This is a genomic window from Kitasatospora purpeofusca, from assembly GCF_042691725.1.
Taxonomy (GTDB): Bacteria; Actinomycetota; Actinomycetes; order Streptomycetales; family Streptomycetaceae; genus Kitasatospora; species Kitasatospora purpeofusca_B.
The window spans coordinates 2,657,612-2,678,644 of record NZ_CP170483.1 but is presented as its reverse complement, the minus strand read 5'-3'; the positions used below and the strand labels follow the sequence as shown (position 1 = coordinate 2,678,644).

Here is a 21,033-nt window from a genome sequence, read left to right as displayed (position 1 = left end):
TCGTTCGATCGGATGGTCTGCCCGGCCCCCGCCGCGCCCGTCGGCCGCTGCCCACGGGCGCGGCCGCGATCCGGACGGCGGCCCGGCCGGCCGGAGCGGACTGACAGAATGGCCCCATGTCCACCACACCCGCCGCCCCCGGTTCCACCGCCCTGGCTGCCGAGCTCGCCGCCCGCCTCAAGCGCACCGAGGACGGCCTGCTCCCGGCGATCGCGCAGCAGTACGACACCGGTGAGGTGCTGATGCTGGGCTGGATGGACGACGAGGCGCTGCACCGCACCCTCACCAGCGGCCGCTGCACCTACTGGAGCCGCAGCCGCCGCGAGTACTGGGTGAAGGGCGACACCTCCGGCCACGTCCAGGAGGTCAAGTCGGTCGCGCTGGACTGCGACGGCGACACCCTGCTGGTCAAGGTCGACCAGACCGGCGCGGCCTGCCACACCGGCGACCGCACCTGCTTCGACGCCGATGTGCTCCCGCTCGGCTGACCGAGCGCTCGGCCGACCGACCGGCCGACCAACCCCTTCCGCCCCTCCGTCGTAAGGTGCCGCCCGTCATGGACCTCGAAGCCTTCCGCAAGCTCGCCGTCGACACCCGGGTCATCCCGGTCACCCGCAGGCTCCTCGCGGACGGCCTCACCCCGATCGGCCTCTACCGCAGCCTCGCCGACGAGCGCCCCGGCACCTTCCTGCTGGAGTCCGCCGAGCAGGGCCGCAGCTGGTCGCGCTACTCCTTCGTCGGCGTGCGCAGCGCCGCCACCCTGACCGCGGGGGCGGACGGCGCCGCCCGCTGGCTCGGCGCCCCGCCGGTCGGCATCCCCACCACCGGCGACCCGCTGGAGGTGCTGCGCACCGCGCTGCGGACCCTGCACACCCCGCGCCACGCCGACGACGGTCTGCCCCCGCTCACCGGCGGCCTGGTCGGCTACCTCGGCTACGACGTGGTCCGCCGGCTGGAGAAGCTGCCCGACCTCAACCCGGACGACCTGAAGCTGCCCGAGCTGACCCTGCTGCTCGCCACCGACCTGGCCGTGCTCGACCACGCCGACGGCACCGTGCTGCTGATCGCCAACGCGGTCAACCACAACGACCTGGCCAGCGGCGTGGACGAGGCCTACGCGGACGCCGTCGCCCGGCTCGACGCGATGGAGGCCGACCTGCTCAGGCCGGTCGACCCGGGCCTGGCCACCTTCACCCCGAGCGGCCCCGGCGAGGTCCGCTCGCCGTTCGGCGGGGAGCCCTACCGGGCCGCGGTGGAGGAGATCAAGGAGCGGATCCGGGCCGGCGAGGCGTTCCAGGTGGTGCCCTCGCAGCGGTTCGAGGCGCCCTGCCCGGCCTCCGCGCTCGACGTCTACCGCGTCCTGCGCACCACCAACCCGAGCCCGTACATGTACCTGTTCCGCTTCCCCGGCCCGGACGGCGGCGCCGAGGGCGGCTTCGACGTGGTCGGCTCCAGCCCGGAGGCGCTGGTCAAGGTCACCGACGGCGAGGCGATGCTGCACCCGATCGCCGGCACCCGGCACCGCGGCGCCACCCCGCACGAGGACGCCGAGCTGGCCGCCGAGCTGCTCGCCGACCCCAAGGAGCGGGCCGAGCACCTGATGCTGGTCGACCTCGGGCGCAACGACCTCGGGCGGGTCTGCGTGCCGGGCAGCGTCGAGGTGGTCGACTTCATGCAGGTCGAGCGCTACAGCCACGTCATGCACATCGTCTCCACGGTGACCGGCAAGGTCGCCGAGGGGCGGACCGCCTTCGACGTGCTGACCGCGTGCTTCCCGGCCGGCACCCTCTCCGGGGCGCCCAAGCCGCGGGCGATGCGGATCATCGAGGAGCTGGAGCCCACCCGCCGCGGCCTGTACGGCGGCTGCGTCGGCTACCTGGACTTCGCCGGGGACTCCGACACCGCGATCGCCATCCGCACGGCGGTGCTGCGCGACGGCACCGCGTACGTCCAGGCCGGCGCCGGCGTGGTGGCCGACTCCGACCCGCACGGCGAGGACACCGAATGCCGCAACAAGGCCGCCGCCGTCCTGCGCGCGGTCGCCACCGCGAATACGCTGCGTAGGCCGTAGGGCGCAGGACGTCGGCTCCCGCGCGGGTCGCGGGGCCGCGGCAGCGGAAGGGACAGCAGGATGCCGGACGCGCAGCGGCGGATCGTGACCGCCGCCAGGGAACAGCTCGTGCGGCAGCCGGGCGGCCACGGGGGCGTCCTCGCGGACGTGCGGCTGGAGGGGCAGGCGGCCGCGCTCGTGCTGCTCGCCCCGGGCGCGGTGCCGGACCCCGCCGGGCACTACCGGGCCGGGGACGCGCTGGTGGTGCTGGACGTGCTCCCGGCGCCCGCACCGGTCGACCGCCACCGCTTCCACGCGTCCGCGGGCGTCCCGCTGTACGTCGTGGTGGATCCGGGGGAGGGGGTCTGCACGGTGCACAGCCGTCCGCTGCCCGGCGCCGGGTACCGGGAGGCGGAGCGGGTGCCCTTCGGGAACGATCTCTTCCTGCCGCTGGGGGAGCGGACGTTGGTGCTGGAGACGGGCGACTTCCCCACCGAGCCGCCCACCCCGGGTGCGGGGACGGGGTGAGGGCGGGGGACACTGGGGCGGTGAGCGCTGAAGCCCCTACCGACGCCGTGTCCGCCGACCCCGCCGCCGCGCCCGTGCCCGCGCCCGTGCCCGCCGCGCGGGCCGGGCGGCGCGCGCTCGGGGTGATGCTGCTGCTCACCGCGCTGGGCGCGGTGCTGGTGCTGACCGCCGCCGGCCGGGTCTGGGCCGAGGGGACGGCGGGGACCCTGGAGGTCTCCGTCACCGGCGGGAAGATCTCCGAACTGCCCGCCGGGCTGGCGCTGGTGGCGCTGGCGGCGGCGGTCGCGGTGTTCGCGGTGCGCGGCGTCGGCCGGCTCGCGGTGGGGGTGCTGACCGTACTGGCCGGGCTGGGCGCGGCGGCCTCCGCCGCGGCGGGCGCCGGGGACACCGCCGCGCTGGACGCCGAGGCGGCCCGCAAGCTCGCGCTGACCGGGTCGGCCGCGACCGGCGTCGGGCACACCGCCTGGCCGTGGGTGGCGCTGCTGGGCGGGCTGCTGCTGGCGCTGGCCGGACTGCTGACCGCCCGGTACGGGCGCGGCTGGCCGGCCATGGGCAGCCGGTACGAGGCGCCGACCGGCCGGGCGCCGGCGAAGCGGCGGGCGGCCGCCGGGGAGAGCCCGGCGGACCTGTGGAAGGCGCTGGACCGGGGCGAGGACCCGACAGCGGGCTGACCGGCCGGCGGGGCCCGCGGCGCACTGTGACGCGATAGACCCGCCACCCCCTTTGGGACGCCGGTGTGTGGCCCGGCACAATGGGACACGTCAATGGGACACGTCAACCCGTGAGGGGCCGAGCAGGCCCGGTCGGGCCCCGAGAGCGTAGGAGCACCATCCGATGGCAGCAGCAGCACACGGCCACACCCCCGCCGCCTGGACCGGCGTGACCATCTCGTTCATCGGTTTCGGCATCGCCGGCGTTGCGATGATCCTGCCGTCGGTGCTGCTCACCTGGGCCGGCCTGGTGGTCATCCTGCTCGGCGGCGTGGTCGGCAAGGCCATGTCGATGGCGGGCATGGGCAAGCAGCCCAGCACCATGGTGTACACCCCCGAGGAGCAGGCCGCGCTGGCGGCCGCCGCGGCCTGACCGACCGGCACCTCGCGCGAACGGCGGCCCACGGGCCGCCGTTTCGCTTCTCCCGCGCGGCCGCCGGGGCGGGCACAATCATGGGCGTGAACGCCGCCCCCGCTCCCACCGCCGCCGCCCGGCCCTCCGCGCCGCGCCGGCTGGTGCCGCCGCTGGCCGCAGCCGCCGCCGTGGCCCTCCCCGCCGGGTACATCGCCGCGGTGGACCCGAACGTCCCCGGGCACTACCCCGACTGCCCCTTCCTGGCGGCCACCGGCTGGTGGTGCCCCGGCTGCGGCGGACTGCGCTGCGTGCACGCGCTGACCCACGGGGACCTCAGCGGCGCGCTGCACGACAACGCGGTGGCCGTGCTGCTGTTCGTCGTGCTGGGGGTGCTCTGGGCGCGCTGGCTCTGGGCGGCGCTGCGCGCCCTGCCCGGTCCCCGGCTCGCGCTCGGGGCCCGCCGCTGGGTGCTGGTGGGGCTGCTCGTCCTGGTCTTCACGGTGGTCCGCAACCTGCCGATCGGCGCGGGCCTGGCCCCGCCGGCGGTCTGACCGGCGCGGTGGCGACGGTGTGAAGACGCAGCTCGCGGCGGTGCCCGGGGGTCCGTTCCGTGAGACGCGCGCCGGGCGGATGCGCTGTGCGCTCCCCCATGCCGATACCATCGAAGGGCCGGAGGCCTGCAGGCCGTCCGGCTCCTCGCTAGCAGAACCAGGACTAGCAGACATGATGGGGGCGCCCGAGTGAGTGTGCTCGACTCGATCGTCGAAGGGGTCCGCGAGGACCTCGCCGAGCGGCAGGCCCGGGTCTCGCTGGACGAGCTCAAGGAGCTCGCCGCCAAGGCCCCGGACGCCAAGGACGGCGTGGCGGCCCTGCGCGGCGACGGCGTCCGGGTGATCTGCGAGGTCAAGCGCTCCAGCCCGTCCAAGGGCGCGCTGGCCACGATCGCGGACCCGGCGTCGCTGGCGGTCGACTACGCGGCCGGCGGTGCCGCCGCGATCAGCGTGCTGACCGAACAGCGCCGCTTCGGCGGGTCGCTGGCGGACCTGGACGCCGTCCGGGCCGCCGTGGAGACCCCGCTGCTCCGCAAGGACTTCATCGTCACCGCCTACCAGCTGTGGGAGGCCCGCGCGCACGGCGCGGACCTGGCGCTGCTGATCGTCGCGGCCCTCGAACAGCCGGCCCTGGTGTCGCTGATCGAGCGGGCCGAGTCGATCGGCCTCACCCCGCTGGTCGAGGTGCACGACGAGGAGGAGATCAAGCGCGCGGTGGACGCCGGCGCGCGGATCATCGGCGTCAACGCCCGCAACCTCAAGACCCTCGAGGTGGACCGCAACACCTTCGGCAACGTCGTCCACGCCATCCCGGACAGCGTCGTCAAGGTCGCCGAGTCCGGGGTGCGCGGCCCGCTCGACGTGATCTCCTACGCCAACCTGGGCGCGGACGCGGTGCTGGTCGGCGAGTCGCTGGTGACCGGCAGGGACCCGCGGGCCGCGGTGGCCGACCTGGTCGCCGCCGGCGCCCACCCGGCGATCCGGCACAAGGACTGATCCCGCCGCCATGAAGATCGCCACCCGTCTCGCCCCCGGCTGCCGCCCGCGCGGCTGCCGCGCGCCCGCACGCCGAGTGCTGGGGCGGCGGGTGCGGTACGTCATCGGCTGCGAGCCCGGGCAGGTGCCGGGGCGGCGATGGCGCGCGACGTCCGGCTGAGCCCGGCCGACAGACGTCAACGTCAACCGTCGTCATCTTCCCGAGGGACTTCACCATGTCCGAACGGTCCGACAAGGACTACCTGCCCGGCGCCGAGGTGCCGGACGCGCGCGGCTACTTCGGCGCGTACGGCGGCCGCTTCATCCCGGAGGCGCTGGTCGCCGCCGTGGAGCAGGTCGCCGAGGAGTACGAGAAGGCCAAGGCCGACCCGGCCTTCACCGCCGAGCTCGACGCGCTGCTCAAGGACTACACCGGCCGCCCCAGCCCGCTGACCGACGTGCGGCGGTTCTCCGCCGAGGCGGGCGGCGCGCGCATCCTGCTCAAGCGCGAGGACCTCAACCACACCGGCTCGCACAAGATCAACAACGTGCTGGGCCAGGCCCTGCTCACCCGGCGGATGGGCAAGACCCGGATCATCGCCGAGACCGGCGCCGGCCAGCACGGCGTGGCCACCGCCACCGCCTGCGCCCTGTTCGGCTTCGACTGCACCATCTACATGGGCGAGGTCGACACCCGGCGCCAGGCGCTGAACGTCGCCCGGATGCGGATGCTCGGCGCCGAGGTGGTGGCCGTGAAGTCCGGCAGCCGCACGCTCAAGGACGCCATCAACGAGGCGTTCCGCGACTGGGTCGCCAACGTCGACTCCACCCACTACCTGTTCGGCACCGTGGCCGGCCCGCACCCCTTCCCGATGATGGTCCGCGACTTCCACCGGGTCATCGGCGTGGAGGCGCGCGAGCAGGTCCTGGAGCGCACCGGGCGGCTGCCCGACGCGGTCGTCGCCTGCGTCGGCGGCGGCTCCAACGCGATGGGCATCTTCCACGAGTTCATCCCGGACGCCGGGGTGCGCCTGATCGGCTGCGAGGCGGCCGGCGAAGGCGCCGAGACCCCGCGGCACGCGGCCACCCTCACCAAGGGCGACCCGGGCGTGCTGCACGGCTCGCGCACCTACGTCCTGCAGGACGAGGACGGCCAGACCATCGAGTCGCACTCGATCTCGGCCGGCCTGGACTACCCGGGCGTCGGCCCGGAGCACGCCTGGCTGAAGGACACCGGCCGGGCCGAGTACCGACCGGTCACCGACGACGCCGCCATGCAGGCACTGCGGCTGCTGTCCCGCACCGAGGGCATCATCCCGGCCATCGAGAGCGCGCACGCGCTGGCCGGCGCCCTGGAGCTGGGCCGCGAGCTCGGGCCCGAGGCCACCATCCTGGTCTCGCTCTCCGGGCGCGGCGACAAGGACATGCACACCGCCGCCGAGTACTTCGGCCTCTACGACGAGCCGGGCGCCGGCTCCGCCCACGGGGGTAAGTGACCATGGCTTCGAAGCTCAGTGGCATCCTGGCCGCCGCCAAGGCGGAGGACCGCGCCGCGCTGATCGGCTACCTGCCGGCCGGCTTCCCGTCGGTGGACGGCGGCGTGCGGGCGGTCAACGCGCTGATCGAGGGCGGCTGCGACGTCGTCGAGGTCGGCCTGCCGCACTCCGACCCGGTGCTGGACGGCCCGACCATCCAGACCGCCGACGACATCGCGCTGCGGGCCGGCGTGCGGATCAAGGACGTGCTGCGCACCGTCCAGGAGGTCGCCGCCGCGCACCCCGCCGCGGCGGTGCTGGTGATGACCTACTGGAACCCGGTGGACCGGTACGGCGTCGAGCGGTTCGCCGCCGACCTGGCCGCGGCCGGCGGGGCGGGCTGCATCCTGCCGGACCTGCCGGTGGAGGAGTCCGACGAGTGGCGCAAGGCGGCCGGGGAACACGGTCTGGACACCGTGTTCGTGGTCGCGCCGAGCAGCCGGGACAAGCGGCTGGCCGAGGTCACGGCGGCCGGCAGCGGCTTCGTGTACGCGGCCGCGGTGATGGGCGTGACCGGCAGCCGGGGGCAGGTCGGCGAGCTGGCCGAGGACCTGGTCGCCCGGACCAGGGCCACCACCGAGCTGCCGGTCTGCGTCGGCCTCGGGGTGTCGACCCGTGAGCAGGCCGCGCAGGTGGCCGGGTTCGCGGACGGTGTGATCGTCGGCTCGGCGTTCGTGCAGCGGATCCTGGACGCCGACGGGGACGAGCAGGCCGCGCTGGCGGCGGTGCGCGCCCTCGCCGGCGAGCTGGCGCAGGGCGTGCGCCGGCGGTAGGACCGCCCGCCACGTCGCGTTCCGACGGCCCGTCACCCCTCCGGGGGTGGCGGGCCGTCGCCGTCCCCGGATCCGTTCGAGCCGTCCGGTCAGCCCGCCGACCCGAACGGGTGAACAGTGGCGGGCACGCGCACCAGCCTGCGGTTGGGGGGCGTTGAGTGGAGGGACGAGTGCACGAGCGACGTGCCCGGGGGCGAGCGGAAGGGGTCGGCCGATGCCCGGTCTTCAGCGAGCCGTGCTGCTGCGGGCGGCCGCGGCCGCGCTGGCGCTCGGCGCCGCGCTCGGGGCGCAGTGCGCGGTCGGCCCGGCGCTGGCCAAGCGGGGGGTGGAGCGGGCCGAGCGGGACGCCTTCGTGTGCGCGGAGGCGGTCCGGATGGAGGCGGCGGCGCGGACCGGCCGCGCGCAGGCGCCGGGCCGACCGGACCTCGCCGACCCGGCCCGGGCCGCCGCCGGCCGCTACGACCTCGACCGCTACGACCTGGGGTGGCCGCCCGGCTGCGACCCCGACCACCCGTTAGGGTGAAATCACATCAGAGTGGATCAACCTTCACTCTTTTGGCTTAACTCCGAAAACCGGAGGAACCCGGCGTCCCCGCGAGCGGTTCATAGGGGCGTGACGGTGTTTCCCGAGGGGGTTGTCCGGATGGCCGGGCCGGCGACGGAGTGGATCGGCACGGCCGCCCGGCTGGGCCTGGCCGTGGTCTGGGGCTGGGCCGGGCTGGCGAAGATCTCCGACCCGGCGGAGGCCGCCCAGGCGGTGCGCGCGTACGAGATCCTGCCCGAGTCCCTGGTCAAACCGGTGGGCCACGGGCTGCCCTTCCTGGAGCTGGCGCTCGCCCTGCTGCTGGTGATCGGCCTGGGCGTGCGCCTGGTCGCGGTCGTCTCGGCGGTGCTGCTGCTCGCCTTCATCGGCGGGATCGCCTCCGCCTGGGCGCGCGGCATCTCGATCGACTGCGGGTGCTTCGGCGGCGGCGGGGCGGTCGACGCCTCGCAGACCGAGTACCTGCGGGAGATCCTGCGCGACACCGGGTTCCTGCTGCTGGCCGGTTGGCTGATCTGGCGCCCCCGCACGAAGTTCTCCGCGGACGGCCGGCTGGCCGCCTGAGACGCCCGGTCCGCCGACCCGCCCCACCCACCGCACCCCCCACCCCCCGAACCTGGAATTCCAAGGCTGATGAGCGAGAAGAACCGAGAAGGCAAGCGCACCGCCCGTGAGCGGATGCTGGCGGAACGGGCCGACGACGAGGCCCGCGGCCGGCGGAGGAAGAAGCTGATCATCGGGGGAGTGGCCCTCGCGGTGATCGCCGCCGCCGTGGTCACCGGCGTGGTGGTGCAGGACCAGCGCTCCACACCGGAGACCCCCACCGCCGCCCCGGCCGGCACGATCGGGGACAAGAACCTGGTCGTCCCGGTGGGCTCCGACAACGCGCCCTCCGTCCTCACCGTCTACGAGGACCCGCGCTGCCCCGCCTGCGGCATCTTCGAGCGGGAGTTCTCGCCCACCATCAGCCAGCTGGAGGACGCGGGCAAGATCTTCACCAACTACCACATCGTCTCGTTCATCGACCGGGCCGTGCCGGGCAAGGGCTCCAAGTACGCCGCCAACGCGCTCGGCTGCGCCCAGGACGCCGGGCACTTCCGCGACTACCACGACGTGCTCTACCGCAACCAGCCGGACGAGACCAACGACGCCTTCGGGAACAAGGCGACCCTGATCAACCTCGCCAAGCAGGTCGACGGCCTGGTCACGCCGGCCTTCGAGGCCTGCGTCAACGACCTGAAGTTCAGCGACTGGGTCTCGGCCGTGCAGCAGGACTTCGACAAGTCCACCTTCAAGTCCACACCGACGGTGCTGCTCAACGGGCAGCCGATCTACCCGAAGTTCAACAACGAGGAGATCACCCCGGCCAACCTGGTGAAGTGGGTGGACGCCGCCAACCAGGGCAAGCAATTGGGCACCCCGGGCACCCACGGCCAGTCGCCGGCGCCCACCAGCACCGCCTCGGAGGCGAACAACCCCTCGCCCAACGCCAGCTGAACCGGGGGCGCGTACGCTGCGGGACGGCCGCCGCCCCCTTCCCGTCCGGAGGGGGCGGCGGGGGCCGCTGCGGGCCCGCGCGACGATCTGTGCCCGACTGTGACCCGCCGGGGTGCCCTGGACGGGCCGCCGACCCTGTAGCGTCGGAGCTGCCATGGATATCGCCTACATTCCCAGCCCGTCGCGGGGTGTCCTGTACCTCGGACCGATCCCGCTGCGCGCCTACGCCTTCTGCATCATCCTCGGTGTCGTCGTGGCCGTCTGGCTCGGCAGCAAGCGCTGGGTCGCCCGGGGCGGTGGCCGACACACCGTCGGGGACATCGCCGTCTGGGCCGTGCCGTTCGGCCTGGTCGGCGGCCGGCTGTACCACGTGATCACCGACCACCAGCTGTACTTCGGCGAGGGGAAGAACCCCTGGAACGCCCTCAAGATCTGGGAGGGCGGCCTCGGCATCTGGGGCGCGATCGCGCTGGGCGCGGTCGGCGCCTGGATCGGCGCCCGCCGCCGCGGCGTCCCGCTGCCCGCCTACGCGGACGCGATCGCCCCGGGCATCGTGCTCGCCCAGGCGCTCGGCCGCTGGGGCAACTGGTTCAACCAGGAGCTGTACGGGCGGGAGACCACCCTGCCGTGGGGCCTGGAGATCACCAAGACGCTGCCCGACGGCCAGGTGGTCACCACGATCCACCACCCGACCTTCCTCTACGAGTCGCTCTGGTGCGTGGGCGTCGCCGTGCTGGTGATCTGGGCGGACAAGCGGTTCACCCTGGGCCACGGGCGGGCCTTCGCGCTGTACGTCGCCGGGTACACGGCGGGCCGGTTCTGGACCGAGTGGCTGCGGATCGACGAGGCGCACCACATCCTGGGCCTGCGGCTGAACGACTGGGTGGCGATCTTCGTCTTCCTCGGCGCCGTGGCGTACTTCGTGATCGTCGGCAAGAAGCGGCCCGGCCGTGAGGACCCGGAGAGCATCGATCCGATGGCGCGCGCCGAGGCGGAGGCGCAGGCCGGGGCGTCGGGCGAGGAGCCGGGCGACCTGCCGAAGGCCGACCGGTCGAAGGACGACCTGCCGAAGGGCGATCTGCCGAAGGCGGAGCGGGACGGCAAGCCCGCGGACGGGCTCGCCGAGAAGCTCGACAAGCTGGAGAAGGGTGCCAAGCACCCGGCCTGACCTGCGCCGCCGCTCGCTCCCGGCCGCCCCCGCACCCGTGCGCAGGGCGGCCGGAGTCATGTTCGGACAGCCTTACTTTGCTGGAAATGCCCAGCTCAAGAGGGCTACGGTCATGCAGTAAGGCGATCGGACCAATGGACGGAGGGGAACGGCCGTGACTGCGACCGCCCTGGAACACGAGACCGGGCACCACCCCCGGATACCCGCCGCCGGGCACCACCGGGACGTCAACGGCGGCTGGCTGCGGCCGGCGGTGTTCGGTGCGATGGACGGCCTGGTCTCGAACTTCGCGCTGATGACCGGTGTCGTCGGCGGCGCCGTCTCCACCAGCACCGTGGTGCTCACCGGTCTCGCCGGACTGGCGGCCGGCGCCTGCTCGATGGCGGCGGGCGAGTACACCTCGGTGGCCTCCCAGCGGGAGCTGGTGCAGGCCGAGATCGAGGCCGAGCGGCTGGAGCTGCGCCGCAACCCGCACGGCGAGCTGGCCGAGCTGGCCCAGCTGTACGTCGAGCGCGGGGTGGACCCCGAGCTGGCCCACGAGGTGGCGCGGCAGCTGTCCGCCGACCCGGAGCAGACGCTGGAGATCCACGCCCGGGAGGAGCTGGGCGTCGACCCCAACGACCTGCCCTCGCCGTGGGTGGCGGCCGGCTCCTCGTTCGTGTGCTTCGCGGTCGGCGCGCTGCTGCCGCTGCTGCCGTACCTGCTGGGCGCGACCTCGCTGGTGCCGGCGCTGCTGCTCGCGGCGGTCGGACTGTTCGCCTGCGGCGCGGTGGTGGCCCGGGTGACGGCGCGCAGCTGGTGGTACAGCGGTCTGCGGCAGCTGGTGCTGGGCGGGGTCGCGGCCGGGGTGACCTATCTGCTGGGCGTGCTGATCGGCGGGCAGGTCGGCTGACGGCCGGGCCGACCGGAGGGCGGTCGGGCCGCCAGATAGTGTGCCGTTGCATTGTTATGCATCCGAACGGGTGAGGTTGCACACACGGCGGCCCGGTCGCACCTGGCCTTGTCTCGCCATGTGGGCCCATTGGCCGAAGAATCGCATCCACGGATCGATTCCCGAGATGGAATCACAGGCCGCTTTGATCGACTTCGGTCACCACGCGATTTCGCCCCTGTTTCAGGCCGCGGAGCGCCGGGCACAATCGTCGGGACGTGCGGTGTGGCACGTTCCCTCATCATCCCCGTGACCTGCGGATCCGTCCGCGATGTGGACTCGATTTCCGCTTCCCGGGGTCTTCGGCATCATGTAACGTGCGTGCCTCAATCGCATCAGGGCCAACGTCGTCCCTACTGCATCAGTTTCGAAAGACGACGACGGGAGAGCCGATGCTGTCTGCATCCATGCACTCCGCCAACGAGCCCCAGGCCGGCGCCACCCGCCCGCCGTACGCGCTCGTTCCGGATGCGCGACCTGCTGCTCAGGGCCTGTACGACCCGCGAAACGAGCACGACGCCTGTGGCGTCGGATTCGTCGCCACGCTGACCGGCACCGCCGACCACACCGTCGTCGAGCAGGCGCTGACCGTCCTGCGCAACCTGGAGCACCGCGGCGCCACCGGCGCCGAGCCGGACTCGGGTGACGGCGCGGGCATCCTCACCCAGGTCCCGGACGCCTTCCTGCGCGCCAAGGTCGCCTTCGACCTCCCGGCGGCCGGCTCCTACGCGGTCGGCATCGCCTTCCTGCCCGACGCCGACGACCAGGACGCCGCCGCCGTGGCCCGGATCGAGGCGATCGCGGCCGAGGAGGGCCTGACCGTCCTCGGCTGGCGCGACGTGCCGGTCACCCCCGACCTGCTGGGCGCCACCGCGCGCGGCGTCATGCCGCGCTTCCGCCAGCTCTTCCTGGCCGGCGAGGGCAAGGCCGGCATCGAGCTGGACCGGGTCGCCTTCGTGGTCCGCAAGCGCTCCGAGCGCGAGGCCGGGGTCTACTTCCCCTCGCTGTCCGCGCGCACCATCGTCTACAAGGGCATGCTGACCACCGGCCAGCTGGAGCCCTTCTTCCCCGACCTGTCGGACCGGCTCTACGCCTCCGCGCTCGGCCTGGTGCACTCGCGCTTCTCCACCAACACCTTCCCGAGCTGGCCGCTCGCCCACCCGTACCGGTTCGTCGCGCACAACGGCGAGATCAACACGGTCAAGGGCAACCGGAACTGGATGACCGCCCGGGAGTCCCAGCTCGCCACCGACCTCATCCCCGCCAACAGGAACGGGCAGGGTCTGAGCCGGATCTTCCCGATCTGCACCCCGGACCACTCCGACTCGGCCTCCTTCGACGAGGTCCTGGAGCTGCTCCACCTCGGCGGCCGCTCGCTGCCGCACGCCGTGCTGATGATGATCCCGGAGGCGTGGGAGAACCACGCCACCATGGACCCGGCCCGCCGCGCCTTCTACCGGTACCACTCCAACCTGATGGAGCCCTGGGACGGCCCGGCCTGCGTCACCTTCACCGACGGCACGCAGATCGGCGCCGTGCTGGACCGCAACGGCCTGCGCCCCGCCCGTTACTGGGTCACCGAGGACGGCCTGGTCGTCCTCTCCTCCGAGGTCGGCGTGCTCGACATCGAGCAGACCCGGGTGGTCAAGAAGGGCCGGCTGCAGCCCGGCCGGATGTTCCTCGTCGACACCGCCGAGCACCGCATCGTCGAGGACGAGGAGATCAAGTCGGCGCTGGCCGCCGAGCACCCCTACGAGGAGTGGGTCGGCGCCGGGCAGATCCAGCTCGCCAAGCTCCCCGAGCGCGAGCACATCGCGCACACCCACGCCTCGGTCACCCGCCGCCAGCAGACCTTCGGCTACACCGAGGAGGAGCTGCGGGTCGTCCTGGCGCCGATGGCGAAGACCGGCGCCGAGGCGCTCGGCTCGATGGGCACCGACTCGCCGATCGCCGCGCTGAGCGAGAAGCCGCGCCTGCTGTTCGACTACTTCGTGCAGCTCTTCGCGCAGGTCACCAACCCTCCGCTGGACGCCATCCGCGAGGAGCTGGTCACCTCGCTGCTGTCCAACCTCGGCCCCGAGGGCAACCTGCTGGCCGCCGAGGCCGCGGCCTGCCGCTCGGTCGGCATCACCTTCCCGGTGATCGACAACGACGAGCTGGCCAAGCTGGTGCACATCAACGCGGACGGCGACCAGCCCGGCCTCAAGGCCGTCACGCTGTCCGGCCTGTACAAGGTCGCCGGCGGCGGCGAGGCGCTGGCCGCCCGGCTGGCCGCGATCGCCGCCGAGGCCGACGCGGCGATCGCCGACGGCACCCGGATCATCGTGCTCTCCGACCGGCACTCGGACGCCGAGCACGCCCCGATCCCCTCGCTGCTGCTCACCTCCGCGATCCACCACCACCTGATCCGCACCAAGCAGCGCACCCGGGTGTCGCTGCTGGTCGAGGCGGGCGACGTCCGCGAGGTGCACCACGTCGCGCTGCTGATCGGCTACGGCGCCGGCGCGGTCAACCCGTACCTGGCCATGGAGTCGGTCGAGGACCTGGTCGCCCAGGGCACCTTCCTGACCGGGATCGAGCCCGAGAAGGCGATCAAGAACCTGATCAAGGCGCTCGGCAAGGGCGTGCTCAAGGTGATGTCCAAGATGGGCATCTCCACCGTCGCCTCCTACCGCGGCGCGCAGGTCTTCGAGGCGATCGGCCTCTCCCGCGCGCTGGTGGACGGCTACTTCGCCGGCACCACCACCAAGCTCGGCGGCATCGGCCTGGACGAGATCGCGAAGGAGACCGCCGCCCGGCACGCCAAGGCCTACCCGGCCTCCGGCATCCCGGCCGCGCACCGCGCGCTGGAGATCGGCGGCGAGTACCAGTGGCGCCGCGAGGGCGAGCCGCACCTGTTCGACCCGGACACCGTCTTCCGGCTGCAGCACTCCACCCGCAACCGCCGGTACGACATCTTCAAGCAGTACACGGACCGGGTGAACGAGCAGTCCGAGCGGCTGATGACGCTGCGCGGCCTGTTCAGGCTGGACGCGCTCGGCCGCACCCCGGTGCCGGTCGAGGAGGTCGAGCCGGTCTCCGAGATCGTCAAGCGGTTCTCCACCGGCGCCATGTCGTACGGCTCGATCTCCCGCGAGGCGCACGAGACCCTGGCGATCGCGATGAACCGCCTCGGCGGCAAGTCCAACACCGGCGAGGGCGGCGAGGACCCGGACCGCCTGTACGACCCGGAGCGCCGTTCGGCGATCAAGCAGGTCGCCTCCGGCCGGTTCGGCGTCACCTCCGAGTACCTGGTCAACGCCGACGACATCCAGATCAAGATGGCCCAGGGCGCCAAGCCCGGCGAGGGCGGCCAGCTGCCCGGCCACAAGGTGTACCCGTGGGTCGCCAAGACCCGGCACTCCACCCCGGGTGTCGGCCTGATCTCGCCGCCGCCGCACCACGACATCTACTCGATCGAGGACCTGGCGCAGCTGATCCACGACCTCAAGAACGCCAACCCGCAGGCCCGCATCCACGTGAAGCTGGTCTCCGAGGTCGGCGTCGGCACGGTCGCGGCGGGCGTCTCCAAGGCGCACGCGGACGTCGTGCTGGTCTCCGGCCACGACGGCGGCACCGGCGCCTCGCCGCTCACCTCGCTCAAGCACGCGGGCGGCCCCTGGGAGCTCGGCCTCGCCGAGACCCAGCAGACCCTGCTGCTCAACGGTCTGCGCGACCGGATCGTGGTGCAGACCGACGGCCAGCTGAAGACCGGCCGCGACGTCGTCATCGCCGCCCTGCTGGGCGCCGAGGAGTTCGGCTTCGCGACCGCCCCGCTGGTGGTCTCCGGCTGCATCATGATGCGCGTCTGCCACCTGGACACCTGCCCGGTGGGCGTCGCCACCCAGAACCCGGTGCTGCGCGAGCGGTTCTCCGGCAAGCCGGAGTTCGTGGTCAACTTCTTCGAGTTCATCGCCGAGGAGGTCCGGGAGATCCTGGCCTCGCTGGGCTTCCGCTCGATCGAGGAGGCCGTCGGCCACGCCGAGCACATCGACGCCGAGGCCGCCGTCGGCCACTGGAAGGCCGCCGGGCTCGACCTGGCCCCGCTGTTCCACGTGCCCGAGCTGCCCGAGGGCGCGGCCCTGCACCGCACCACCACGCAGGACCACGCGCTGGACAAGGCCCTGGACAACCAGCTGATCGACCTGGCCCAGGACGCCCTGGAGAACGGCGACGCCGTCCGCATCCAGCTGCCGATCCGCAACGTCAACCGGACCGTCGGCACCATGCTCGGCCACCACGTGACCAAGCGGTACCGCGGCGAGGGCCTGCCGGAGGGGACCATCGACGTCACCTTCACCGGCTCGGCCGGCCAGTCCTTCGGCGCCTTCGTGCCGCACGGCGTCACGCTGCGTCTGGAGGGCGACGCCAACGACTACGTCGGCAAGGGCCTGTCCGGCGGCGTGATCGTGGTCCGCCCGGCCCGGGACGCGGCGGCGATCGGCAACGACGCGCAGAACCACGTCATCGCCGGAAACACCATCGGCTACGGCGCCACCGGCGGCCGGATCCACCTGCGCGGCAAGGCCGGCGAGCGGTTCGCCGTCCGCAACTCGGGTGCCACCCTGGTCGTCGAGGGCGTGGGCGACCACGGCCTGGAGTACATGACCGGCGGCCGGGTGGTCATCCTCGGCGAGACCGGGCGCAACCTGGCGGCCGGCATGTCCGGCGGCGTCGCCTACGTGCTGGACCTGCGCCCGGCCAACGTCAACAGCGGCATGGTGGGCATCGAGGCCCCCGGCGCCGCGGACCGCGAATGGCTGCGCGAGACCGTGCAGCAGCACTACGAGGAGACCGGCTCCACCGTCGCCGCCGAGCTCCTGGCGGACTGGGGCAGCGGGGTCTCTCGCTTCTCCACGATCATGCCGACCGACTACAAGGCCGTGCTCGCCGCCAAGGACGCCGCCGAGCGCGATGGCCTCTCCGAGGCCGAGACCACTCGCAAGATGATGGAGGCGGCACATGGCTGACCCCAAGGGCTTCCTGACCACGCCCAAGCAGCTGGCCGAGCGGCGTCCGGTGGACGTGCGCCTGCGCGACTGGAACGAGGTCTACGCCGAGCGCAGCCTGCTGCCGATCATCACCAAGCAGGCCGGCCGCTGCATGGACTGCGGCATCCCGTTCTGCCACAACGGCTGCCCGCTCGGGAACCTCATCCCGGAGTGGAACGACCTCGCCTACCGGGACGACTGGAAGGGCGCGATCGAGCGGCTGCACGCGACCAACAACTTCCCGGAGTTCACCGGGCGGCTCTGCCCGGCGCCCTGCGAGTCGGCCTGCGTGCTCGGCATCAACCAGGACGCGGTGACCATCAAGAACGTCGAGGTCACCATCATCGACAAGGCCTGGGACCGCGGCGGGGTCATCCCGCAGGTGCCGGAGCGGCTGTCCGGCAAGACGGTCGCCGTGGTCGGCTCCGGGCCGGCCGGCCTGGCCGCCGCCCAGCAGCTCACCCGGGCCGGGCACACCGTGGTGGTGTACGAGCGGGCCGACCGGATCGGCGGCCTGCTGCGGTACGGCATCCCCGAGTTCAAGATGGAGAAGCGCCACATCAACCGCCGCATCGAGCAGATGCGCGCGGAGGGCACCCGGTTCCGCACCGGCGTGCACGTCGGCGAGGACATCACCGGGCAGCAGCTGCGCGAGCGCTTCGACGCGGTGGTCGTCGCGGCCGGCGCCACCACCGCCCGCGACCTGCCGGTGCCCGGGCGCGAGCTCAAGGGCGTCCACCAGGCCATGGAGTACCTGCCGCTGGCCAACAAGGTGCAGGAGGGCGACTTCGTGGAGTCGCCGATCAGCGCCAAGGGCAAGCACGTCGTGGTCATCGGCGGCGGCGACACCGGCGCGGACTGCGTCGGCACCGCGCACCGGCAGGGGGCGGCCTCCGTCACCCAGCTGGAGATCATGCCGCGGCCCGGCGAGGACCGGCCGGCCAACCAGCCGTGGCCGACCATGCCGATGACCTACAAGGTCACCTCGGCCCACGAGGAGGGCGGCGAGCGGGTCTACTCCGTCTCCACCACCCACTTCAGCGGCGACGAGGAGGGCAACGTGCAGGAGCTGCACCTCGTCGAGGTGCGGTTCCAGGACGGGAAGTTCGAGCAGGTGCCGGGCAGCGAGCGGGCCATCCCGGCGCAGCTGGTCACCCTGGCGATGGGCTTCACCGGGACGGACGTGAAGAACGGTCTGGTGGAGCAGCTGGGCGTGGACCTCGACGCACGCGGTAATGTGGCCCGGGACGGCCGCTTCGCCACCAACGTCGATGGCGTCTACGTCTGCGGTGACGCCGGACGAGGCCAGTCCCTGATCGTCTGGGCCATCGCGGAGGGCCGCTCGGCCGCCGCGGCGGCCGACACGTACCTGGGCGGCAAGACCCCGCTGCCCGCCCCGATCCGGCCGACGGACCGCCCGCTGGTGGTCTGATCCGGTCCAGGTAGCCCGGCGCCGCATCGCCGGGTCGTACCGAGCCGCACCCCGTCAGCGTCGCCGGGCCACCGCGGTCCATGGCGCCTGCCCACATCCCCGACCAGTTTGGGGGCAGGCGCCTTTCGCGTTTTCCGGGCCCGGGCGCGGGGCCGGCGAGGGCCGCACGGCGCGGACCCGCCGAGGGCCGCATGGCGCACCGCGGGGCCGGCGTCAACCGGTGGCGCCGATGGCCAAGTTGCATCGGTGCGGGGCGTCCGACGGGGGCTGGGGATGTCCATGGCGACGGCGGGGGACTAGAGTGCGTTCGGGGAGCTACCGGGTGGCTACCGCGCGTATCCGGACGCCGGTCGTCCGGGCGGCTCCGCCAAGGGTGGGCGGAGGTCGGGCGACTCCGCCGAGGGCGTTCCGAGGACTGTTGTTTGTCGGTCCCTGATGGAAGACTGCGGCCGACGGCCGGGGGGCTGCGCGAGGTGCGGAGGGTTGAGGCGATGGGTGCGACTCAGGCGGGTGGTGGTGCCACCGTGCGGCGTCTGCTGCTGGGGTCGCAACTGCGAAGGCTCCGGGAGGCCCGCGGCGTCAGCCGGGAGGAGGCCGGGTACTCCATCCGGGCCTCCGAGTCGAAGATCAGCCGGATGGAGCTCGGCCGGGTCGGCTTCAAGGAGCGCGACGTCGCCGACCTGCTGACGCTGTACGGGGTCGACGCGGACCCGGAGCGGGCCTCGGTGCTGGGGCTGGTGCGGGCGGCCAACGCGACGTCCTGGTGGCACGGCTACGGGGACGTCCTGCCGGGCTGGTTCCAGAACTACCTGGGCCTGGAGGAGGCCGCCACCGAGATCCGCAGCTACGAGGTGCAGTTCGTCCACGGGCTGCTGCAGACCCCCGATTACGCGCGGGCCGTGATCACCCACGGCGGGCACGTCACCGAGCCGGCCGAGATCGAGCGGCGGGTGGAGGTGCGGCTCAAGCGCCAGGAGGTGCTGACCGCGGAGCGGGCGCCGCGGCTGGTCGCGGTGCTGGACGAGGCCGTGCTGCGCCGGCCCTGGGGCGGGCCGGAGCTGATGCGGGCGCAGGTCGACCGGCTGCTGGAGCTGACCGAGCTGCCGAACGTCGAGCTGCAGGTGATGCCGCTGGGCTTCGGCGGGCTGCGCGCGGAGGGCGGGGCGTTCTCGGTGCTGGCCTTCGACGAGCAGGAACTGCCGGACATCGTGTACCTGGAGCAGTTCACCACCGCCCTGTACCTGGACAAACCGGCGGAGGTCGCCGAGTACGCGGGCGCGATGGACGGTCTGGTGGCGGACAGCCTCTCCCCCGAGCGGACACGAGAACTTCTTCGCTCCGTACGCCAAGAGCTCTGACGGATAAGTACGATGAGCCCCGATCAGATCTGATCGCGAACGACCGCGAACGAGGTTCGTGCGTTCCCGTAGGAATGAGAGGGATCAGATGTCGTACCTTTCCGAGTTGGCGCTGCAGTACATCGACGGCGAGTGGCGCGAGGGCAGTGGCTCCTGGGACATCGTCGACGTCGATCCCTACACCGGTGACAAGATCGCCGCCATCACCGTCGCCACCGTCGAGGAGGTCGACCAGGCCTACCGGGCCGCGGCGCTGGCGCAGAAGGAGTGGGCGGCCACCAACCCCTACACCCGCCGGCTGGTCTTCGAGCGCGCGCTGCGGATCCTGGAGGACCGCGAGCAGGAGATCACCCGCGACATCATGACCGAGCTCGGCGGCACCGCCGTCAAGGCCTGGTTCGAGCTCTCGCTCACCAAGGACATGCTGCGCGAGGCGATGCAGCTGTCGCTGCGCGCCGAGGGCCGGCTGCTGCCCTCCCCGGTGGACGGCAAGGAGAACCGGCTCTACCGGCTGCCGGTCGGCGTCGTCGGGGTGATCAGCCCGTTCAACTTCCCGCTGTTCCTGTCGATGAAGGCGGTCGCCCCGGCGCTGGCGCTCGGCAACGGCGTGGTGCTCAAGCCGCACCAGGAGACCCCGGTGGTCGGCGGCACCCTGATCGCCAAGATCTTCGAGGAGGCGGGCCTGCCGGCCGGCCTGCTGAACGTGGTGGTCACCGACATCGCCGAGATCGGCGACGCGTTCATCGAGCACCCGGTCCCCAAGGTGATCTCCTTCACCGGCTCCGACAAGGTCGGCCGGCACGTCGCCACCGTCGCCGCCTCGCACTTCAAGCGCACGGTCCTGGAGCTGGGCGGCAACAGCGCGCTGATCGTGCTGGACGACGCCGACCTCGACTACGCGGTGGACGCGGCCGTGTTCAGCCGCTTCGTCCACCAGGGGCAGGTCTGCATGGCCGCCAACCGGGTGCTGGTCGACCGCGCTGTGGCCGAGGAGTTCACCCGTAAGTTCGTCGCCAAGGTCGCCACCCTCAAGGTCGGCGACCCCCGGGACCCGGCCACCCACCTCGGCCCGCTGATCAACCCCGTCCAGGCCGACGCCCTCACCGCGCAGGTCGACCAGGCGATCGCCGCCGGCGCCACCGCGCTGCTGCGCGGCACCACCACGGGCAGCCTGATGGAGCCCGTGGTGCTCGGCGACCTGCCGGCCGACGCGCCGATCCTGCGGCACGAGCTGTTCGGACCGGTCGTGCTGGTCGTCCCGTTCGACGGCGAGGACGAGGCGGTGCGGATCGCCAACGACACGCCGTTCGGTCTCAGCGGCGCCGTCCACACGGGCGACGTGGAGCGCGGTGTGCGGGTCGCGCAGCGGATCGAGACCGGCATGATCCACGTCAACGACGGGACCATCGCGGACGAGCCGGTGGTGCCCTTCGGCGGCGAGAAGAACTCGGGCGTGGGCCGGCTGAACGGCGACGCCACGGTCGACGCGTTCACCACGGTGAAGTGGATCTCGATCCAGCACGGGCGCAGCCGCTTCCCGTTCTGACGCGGGCCCGGCCGTCCCCCCGAGAGCGGAGGGGACGGCCGGGTTCCGGATGG

19 protein-coding genes are annotated in these 21,033 nt (G+C 72.9%); all 19 read left to right on the top strand.

The window, feature by feature from the left end; genetic code table 11:
• Positions 1 to 116 precede the first annotated feature (116 nt).
• The 19 genes from hisI to ACFCLZ_RS10960 all read left to right on the top strand — a co-directional run bounded on the left by hisI (position 117) and on the right by ACFCLZ_RS10960 (position 20,980).
• Positions 117 to 488 carry a phosphoribosyl-AMP cyclohydrolase gene (gene hisI, locus ACFCLZ_RS11050; RefSeq protein ID WP_380284700.1) on the top strand — a complete coding sequence of 124 codons (372 nt, stop codon included), beginning with the start codon at positions 117 to 119 and terminating at the stop codon, positions 486 to 488.
• A 68-nt stretch (positions 489 to 556) separates the two neighbouring features.
• Positions 557 to 2,071: an anthranilate synthase component I gene (locus ACFCLZ_RS11045; protein WP_380284699.1), complete on the top strand. Its 1,515-nt coding sequence runs from the start codon at positions 557 to 559 to the stop codon at positions 2,069 to 2,071.
• A 60-nt stretch (positions 2,072 to 2,131) separates the two neighbouring features.
• Positions 2,132 to 2,578 (top strand): hypothetical protein, encoded by a 447-nt coding sequence (locus ACFCLZ_RS11040; protein ID WP_380284698.1) that lies wholly within the window; start codon positions 2,132 to 2,134, stop codon positions 2,576 to 2,578.
• Between the two features lie 20 nt (positions 2,579 to 2,598).
• On the top strand, positions 2,599 to 3,249 hold the full coding sequence (locus tag ACFCLZ_RS11035) for a TIGR02234 family membrane protein (RefSeq protein ID WP_380284697.1): 651 nt from the start codon (positions 2,599 to 2,601) through the stop codon (positions 3,247 to 3,249).
• 163 nt (positions 3,250 to 3,412) lie between these two features.
• A complete protein-coding gene (locus tag ACFCLZ_RS11030; protein WP_380284696.1) occupies positions 3,413 to 3,661 on the top strand; it encodes an HGxxPAAW family protein in 249 nt (82 codons plus the stop codon).
• Between the two features lie 80 nt (positions 3,662 to 3,741).
• Positions 3,742 to 4,194 carry a DUF2752 domain-containing protein gene (locus ACFCLZ_RS11025; protein ID WP_380284695.1) on the top strand — a complete coding sequence of 151 codons (453 nt, stop codon included), beginning with the start codon at positions 3,742 to 3,744 and terminating at the stop codon, positions 4,192 to 4,194.
• 189 nt (positions 4,195 to 4,383) lie between these two features.
• Complete coding sequence (gene trpC / locus ACFCLZ_RS11020) at positions 4,384 to 5,190, top strand: indole-3-glycerol phosphate synthase TrpC (protein ID WP_380284694.1); 807 nt, start codon at positions 4,384 to 4,386, stop codon at positions 5,188 to 5,190.
• A gap of 10 nt (positions 5,191 to 5,200) precedes the next feature.
• The gene (trpM, locus tag ACFCLZ_RS11015) at positions 5,201 to 5,350 is read left to right on the top strand and encodes a tryptophan biosynthesis modulator TrpM (RefSeq protein ID WP_350543990.1); all 150 of its coding nucleotides are present in this window, start codon (positions 5,201 to 5,203) and stop codon (positions 5,348 to 5,350) included.
• A 55-nt stretch (positions 5,351 to 5,405) separates the two neighbouring features.
• Positions 5,406 to 6,665, top strand: a complete 1,260-nt coding sequence (gene trpB / locus ACFCLZ_RS11010; RefSeq protein WP_380284693.1) for a tryptophan synthase subunit beta — start codon at positions 5,406 to 5,408, stop codon at positions 6,663 to 6,665.
• 2 nt (positions 6,666 to 6,667) lie between these two features.
• Positions 6,668 to 7,477: a tryptophan synthase subunit alpha gene (trpA, locus tag ACFCLZ_RS11005; RefSeq protein WP_380284692.1), complete on the top strand. Its 810-nt coding sequence runs from the start codon at positions 6,668 to 6,670 to the stop codon at positions 7,475 to 7,477.
• Between the two features lie 214 nt (positions 7,478 to 7,691).
• Positions 7,692 to 8,000, top strand: a complete 309-nt coding sequence (locus ACFCLZ_RS11000) for a hypothetical protein (protein WP_380284691.1) — start codon at positions 7,692 to 7,694, stop codon at positions 7,998 to 8,000.
• A gap of 90 nt (positions 8,001 to 8,090) precedes the next feature.
• Positions 8,091 to 8,582, top strand: coding sequence for a MauE/DoxX family redox-associated membrane protein (locus ACFCLZ_RS10995; protein WP_380284690.1), 492 nt, complete (start codon positions 8,091 to 8,093; stop codon positions 8,580 to 8,582).
• 69 nt (positions 8,583 to 8,651) lie between these two features.
• Positions 8,652 to 9,515 (top strand): DsbA family protein, encoded by an 864-nt coding sequence (locus ACFCLZ_RS10990; RefSeq protein ID WP_380284689.1) that lies wholly within the window; start codon positions 8,652 to 8,654, stop codon positions 9,513 to 9,515.
• A gap of 154 nt (positions 9,516 to 9,669) precedes the next feature.
• Complete coding sequence (gene lgt, locus ACFCLZ_RS10985) at positions 9,670 to 10,683, top strand: prolipoprotein diacylglyceryl transferase (protein WP_380284688.1); 1,014 nt, start codon at positions 9,670 to 9,672, stop codon at positions 10,681 to 10,683.
• A gap of 169 nt (positions 10,684 to 10,852) precedes the next feature.
• Positions 10,853 to 11,575 carry a VIT1/CCC1 transporter family protein gene (locus ACFCLZ_RS10980; protein ID WP_380286139.1) on the top strand — a complete coding sequence of 241 codons (723 nt, stop codon included), beginning with the start codon at positions 10,853 to 10,855 and terminating at the stop codon, positions 11,573 to 11,575.
• A 446-nt stretch (positions 11,576 to 12,021) separates the two neighbouring features.
• Positions 12,022 to 16,623: a glutamate synthase large subunit gene (gene gltB, locus ACFCLZ_RS10975; protein WP_380286138.1), complete on the top strand. Its 4,602-nt coding sequence runs from the start codon at positions 12,022 to 12,024 to the stop codon at positions 16,621 to 16,623.
• Complete coding sequence (locus ACFCLZ_RS10970) at positions 16,616 to 18,076, top strand: glutamate synthase subunit beta (RefSeq protein WP_380284687.1); 1,461 nt, start codon at positions 16,616 to 16,618, stop codon at positions 18,074 to 18,076. Before gltB ends, ACFCLZ_RS10970 begins: the two co-directional genes overlap by 8 nt.
• A 491-nt stretch (positions 18,077 to 18,567) precedes the next feature.
• A complete protein-coding gene (locus ACFCLZ_RS10965; RefSeq protein ID WP_380284686.1) occupies positions 18,568 to 19,434 on the top strand; it encodes a helix-turn-helix domain-containing protein in 867 nt (288 codons plus the stop codon).
• 88 nt (positions 19,435 to 19,522) lie between these two features.
• Entirely contained in the window at positions 19,523 to 20,980 is a 1,458-nt protein-coding gene (locus tag ACFCLZ_RS10960; RefSeq protein ID WP_380284685.1) for an aldehyde dehydrogenase family protein, read from the top strand.
• Positions 20,981 to 21,033: the final 53 nt, after the last annotated feature.

Excerpts from the sequence above, each read along its gene's own strand:
- hisI (WP_380284700.1), top strand. The coding sequence starts at position 117 with ATGTCCACCACACCCGCCGCCCCCGGTTCCACCGCCCTGGCTGCCGAG.
- ACFCLZ_RS11000 (WP_380284691.1), top strand. The coding sequence starts at position 7,692 with ATGCCCGGTCTTCAGCGAGCCGTGCTGCTGCGGGCGGCCGCGGCCGCG.
- trpB (WP_380284693.1), top strand. The coding sequence starts at position 5,406 with ATGTCCGAACGGTCCGACAAGGACTACCTGCCCGGCGCCGAGGTGCCG.
- ACFCLZ_RS10990 (WP_380284689.1), top strand. The coding sequence starts at position 8,652 with ATGAGCGAGAAGAACCGAGAAGGCAAGCGCACCGCCCGTGAGCGGATG.
- ACFCLZ_RS11045 (WP_380284699.1), top strand. The coding sequence starts at position 557 with ATGGACCTCGAAGCCTTCCGCAAGCTCGCCGTCGACACCCGGGTCATC.
- ACFCLZ_RS11025 (WP_380284695.1), top strand. The coding sequence starts at position 3,742 with ATGGGCGTGAACGCCGCCCCCGCTCCCACCGCCGCCGCCCGGCCCTCC.
- trpM (WP_350543990.1), top strand. The coding sequence starts at position 5,201 with ATGAAGATCGCCACCCGTCTCGCCCCCGGCTGCCGCCCGCGCGGCTGC.
- trpA (WP_380284692.1), top strand. The coding sequence starts at position 6,668 with ATGGCTTCGAAGCTCAGTGGCATCCTGGCCGCCGCCAAGGCGGAGGAC.
- gltB (WP_380286138.1), top strand. The coding sequence starts at position 12,022 with ATGCACTCCGCCAACGAGCCCCAGGCCGGCGCCACCCGCCCGCCGTAC.
- lgt (WP_380284688.1), top strand. The coding sequence starts at position 9,670 with ATGGATATCGCCTACATTCCCAGCCCGTCGCGGGGTGTCCTGTACCTC.
- ACFCLZ_RS10970 (WP_380284687.1), top strand. The coding sequence starts at position 16,616 with ATGGCTGACCCCAAGGGCTTCCTGACCACGCCCAAGCAGCTGGCCGAG.
- ACFCLZ_RS10965 (WP_380284686.1), top strand. The coding sequence starts at position 18,568 with ATGGGTGCGACTCAGGCGGGTGGTGGTGCCACCGTGCGGCGTCTGCTG.
- ACFCLZ_RS11040 (WP_380284698.1), top strand. The coding sequence starts at position 2,132 with ATGCCGGACGCGCAGCGGCGGATCGTGACCGCCGCCAGGGAACAGCTC.
- ACFCLZ_RS11030 (WP_380284696.1), top strand. The coding sequence starts at position 3,413 with ATGGCAGCAGCAGCACACGGCCACACCCCCGCCGCCTGGACCGGCGTG.
- ACFCLZ_RS10960 (WP_380284685.1), top strand. The coding sequence starts at position 19,523 with ATGTCGTACCTTTCCGAGTTGGCGCTGCAGTACATCGACGGCGAGTGG.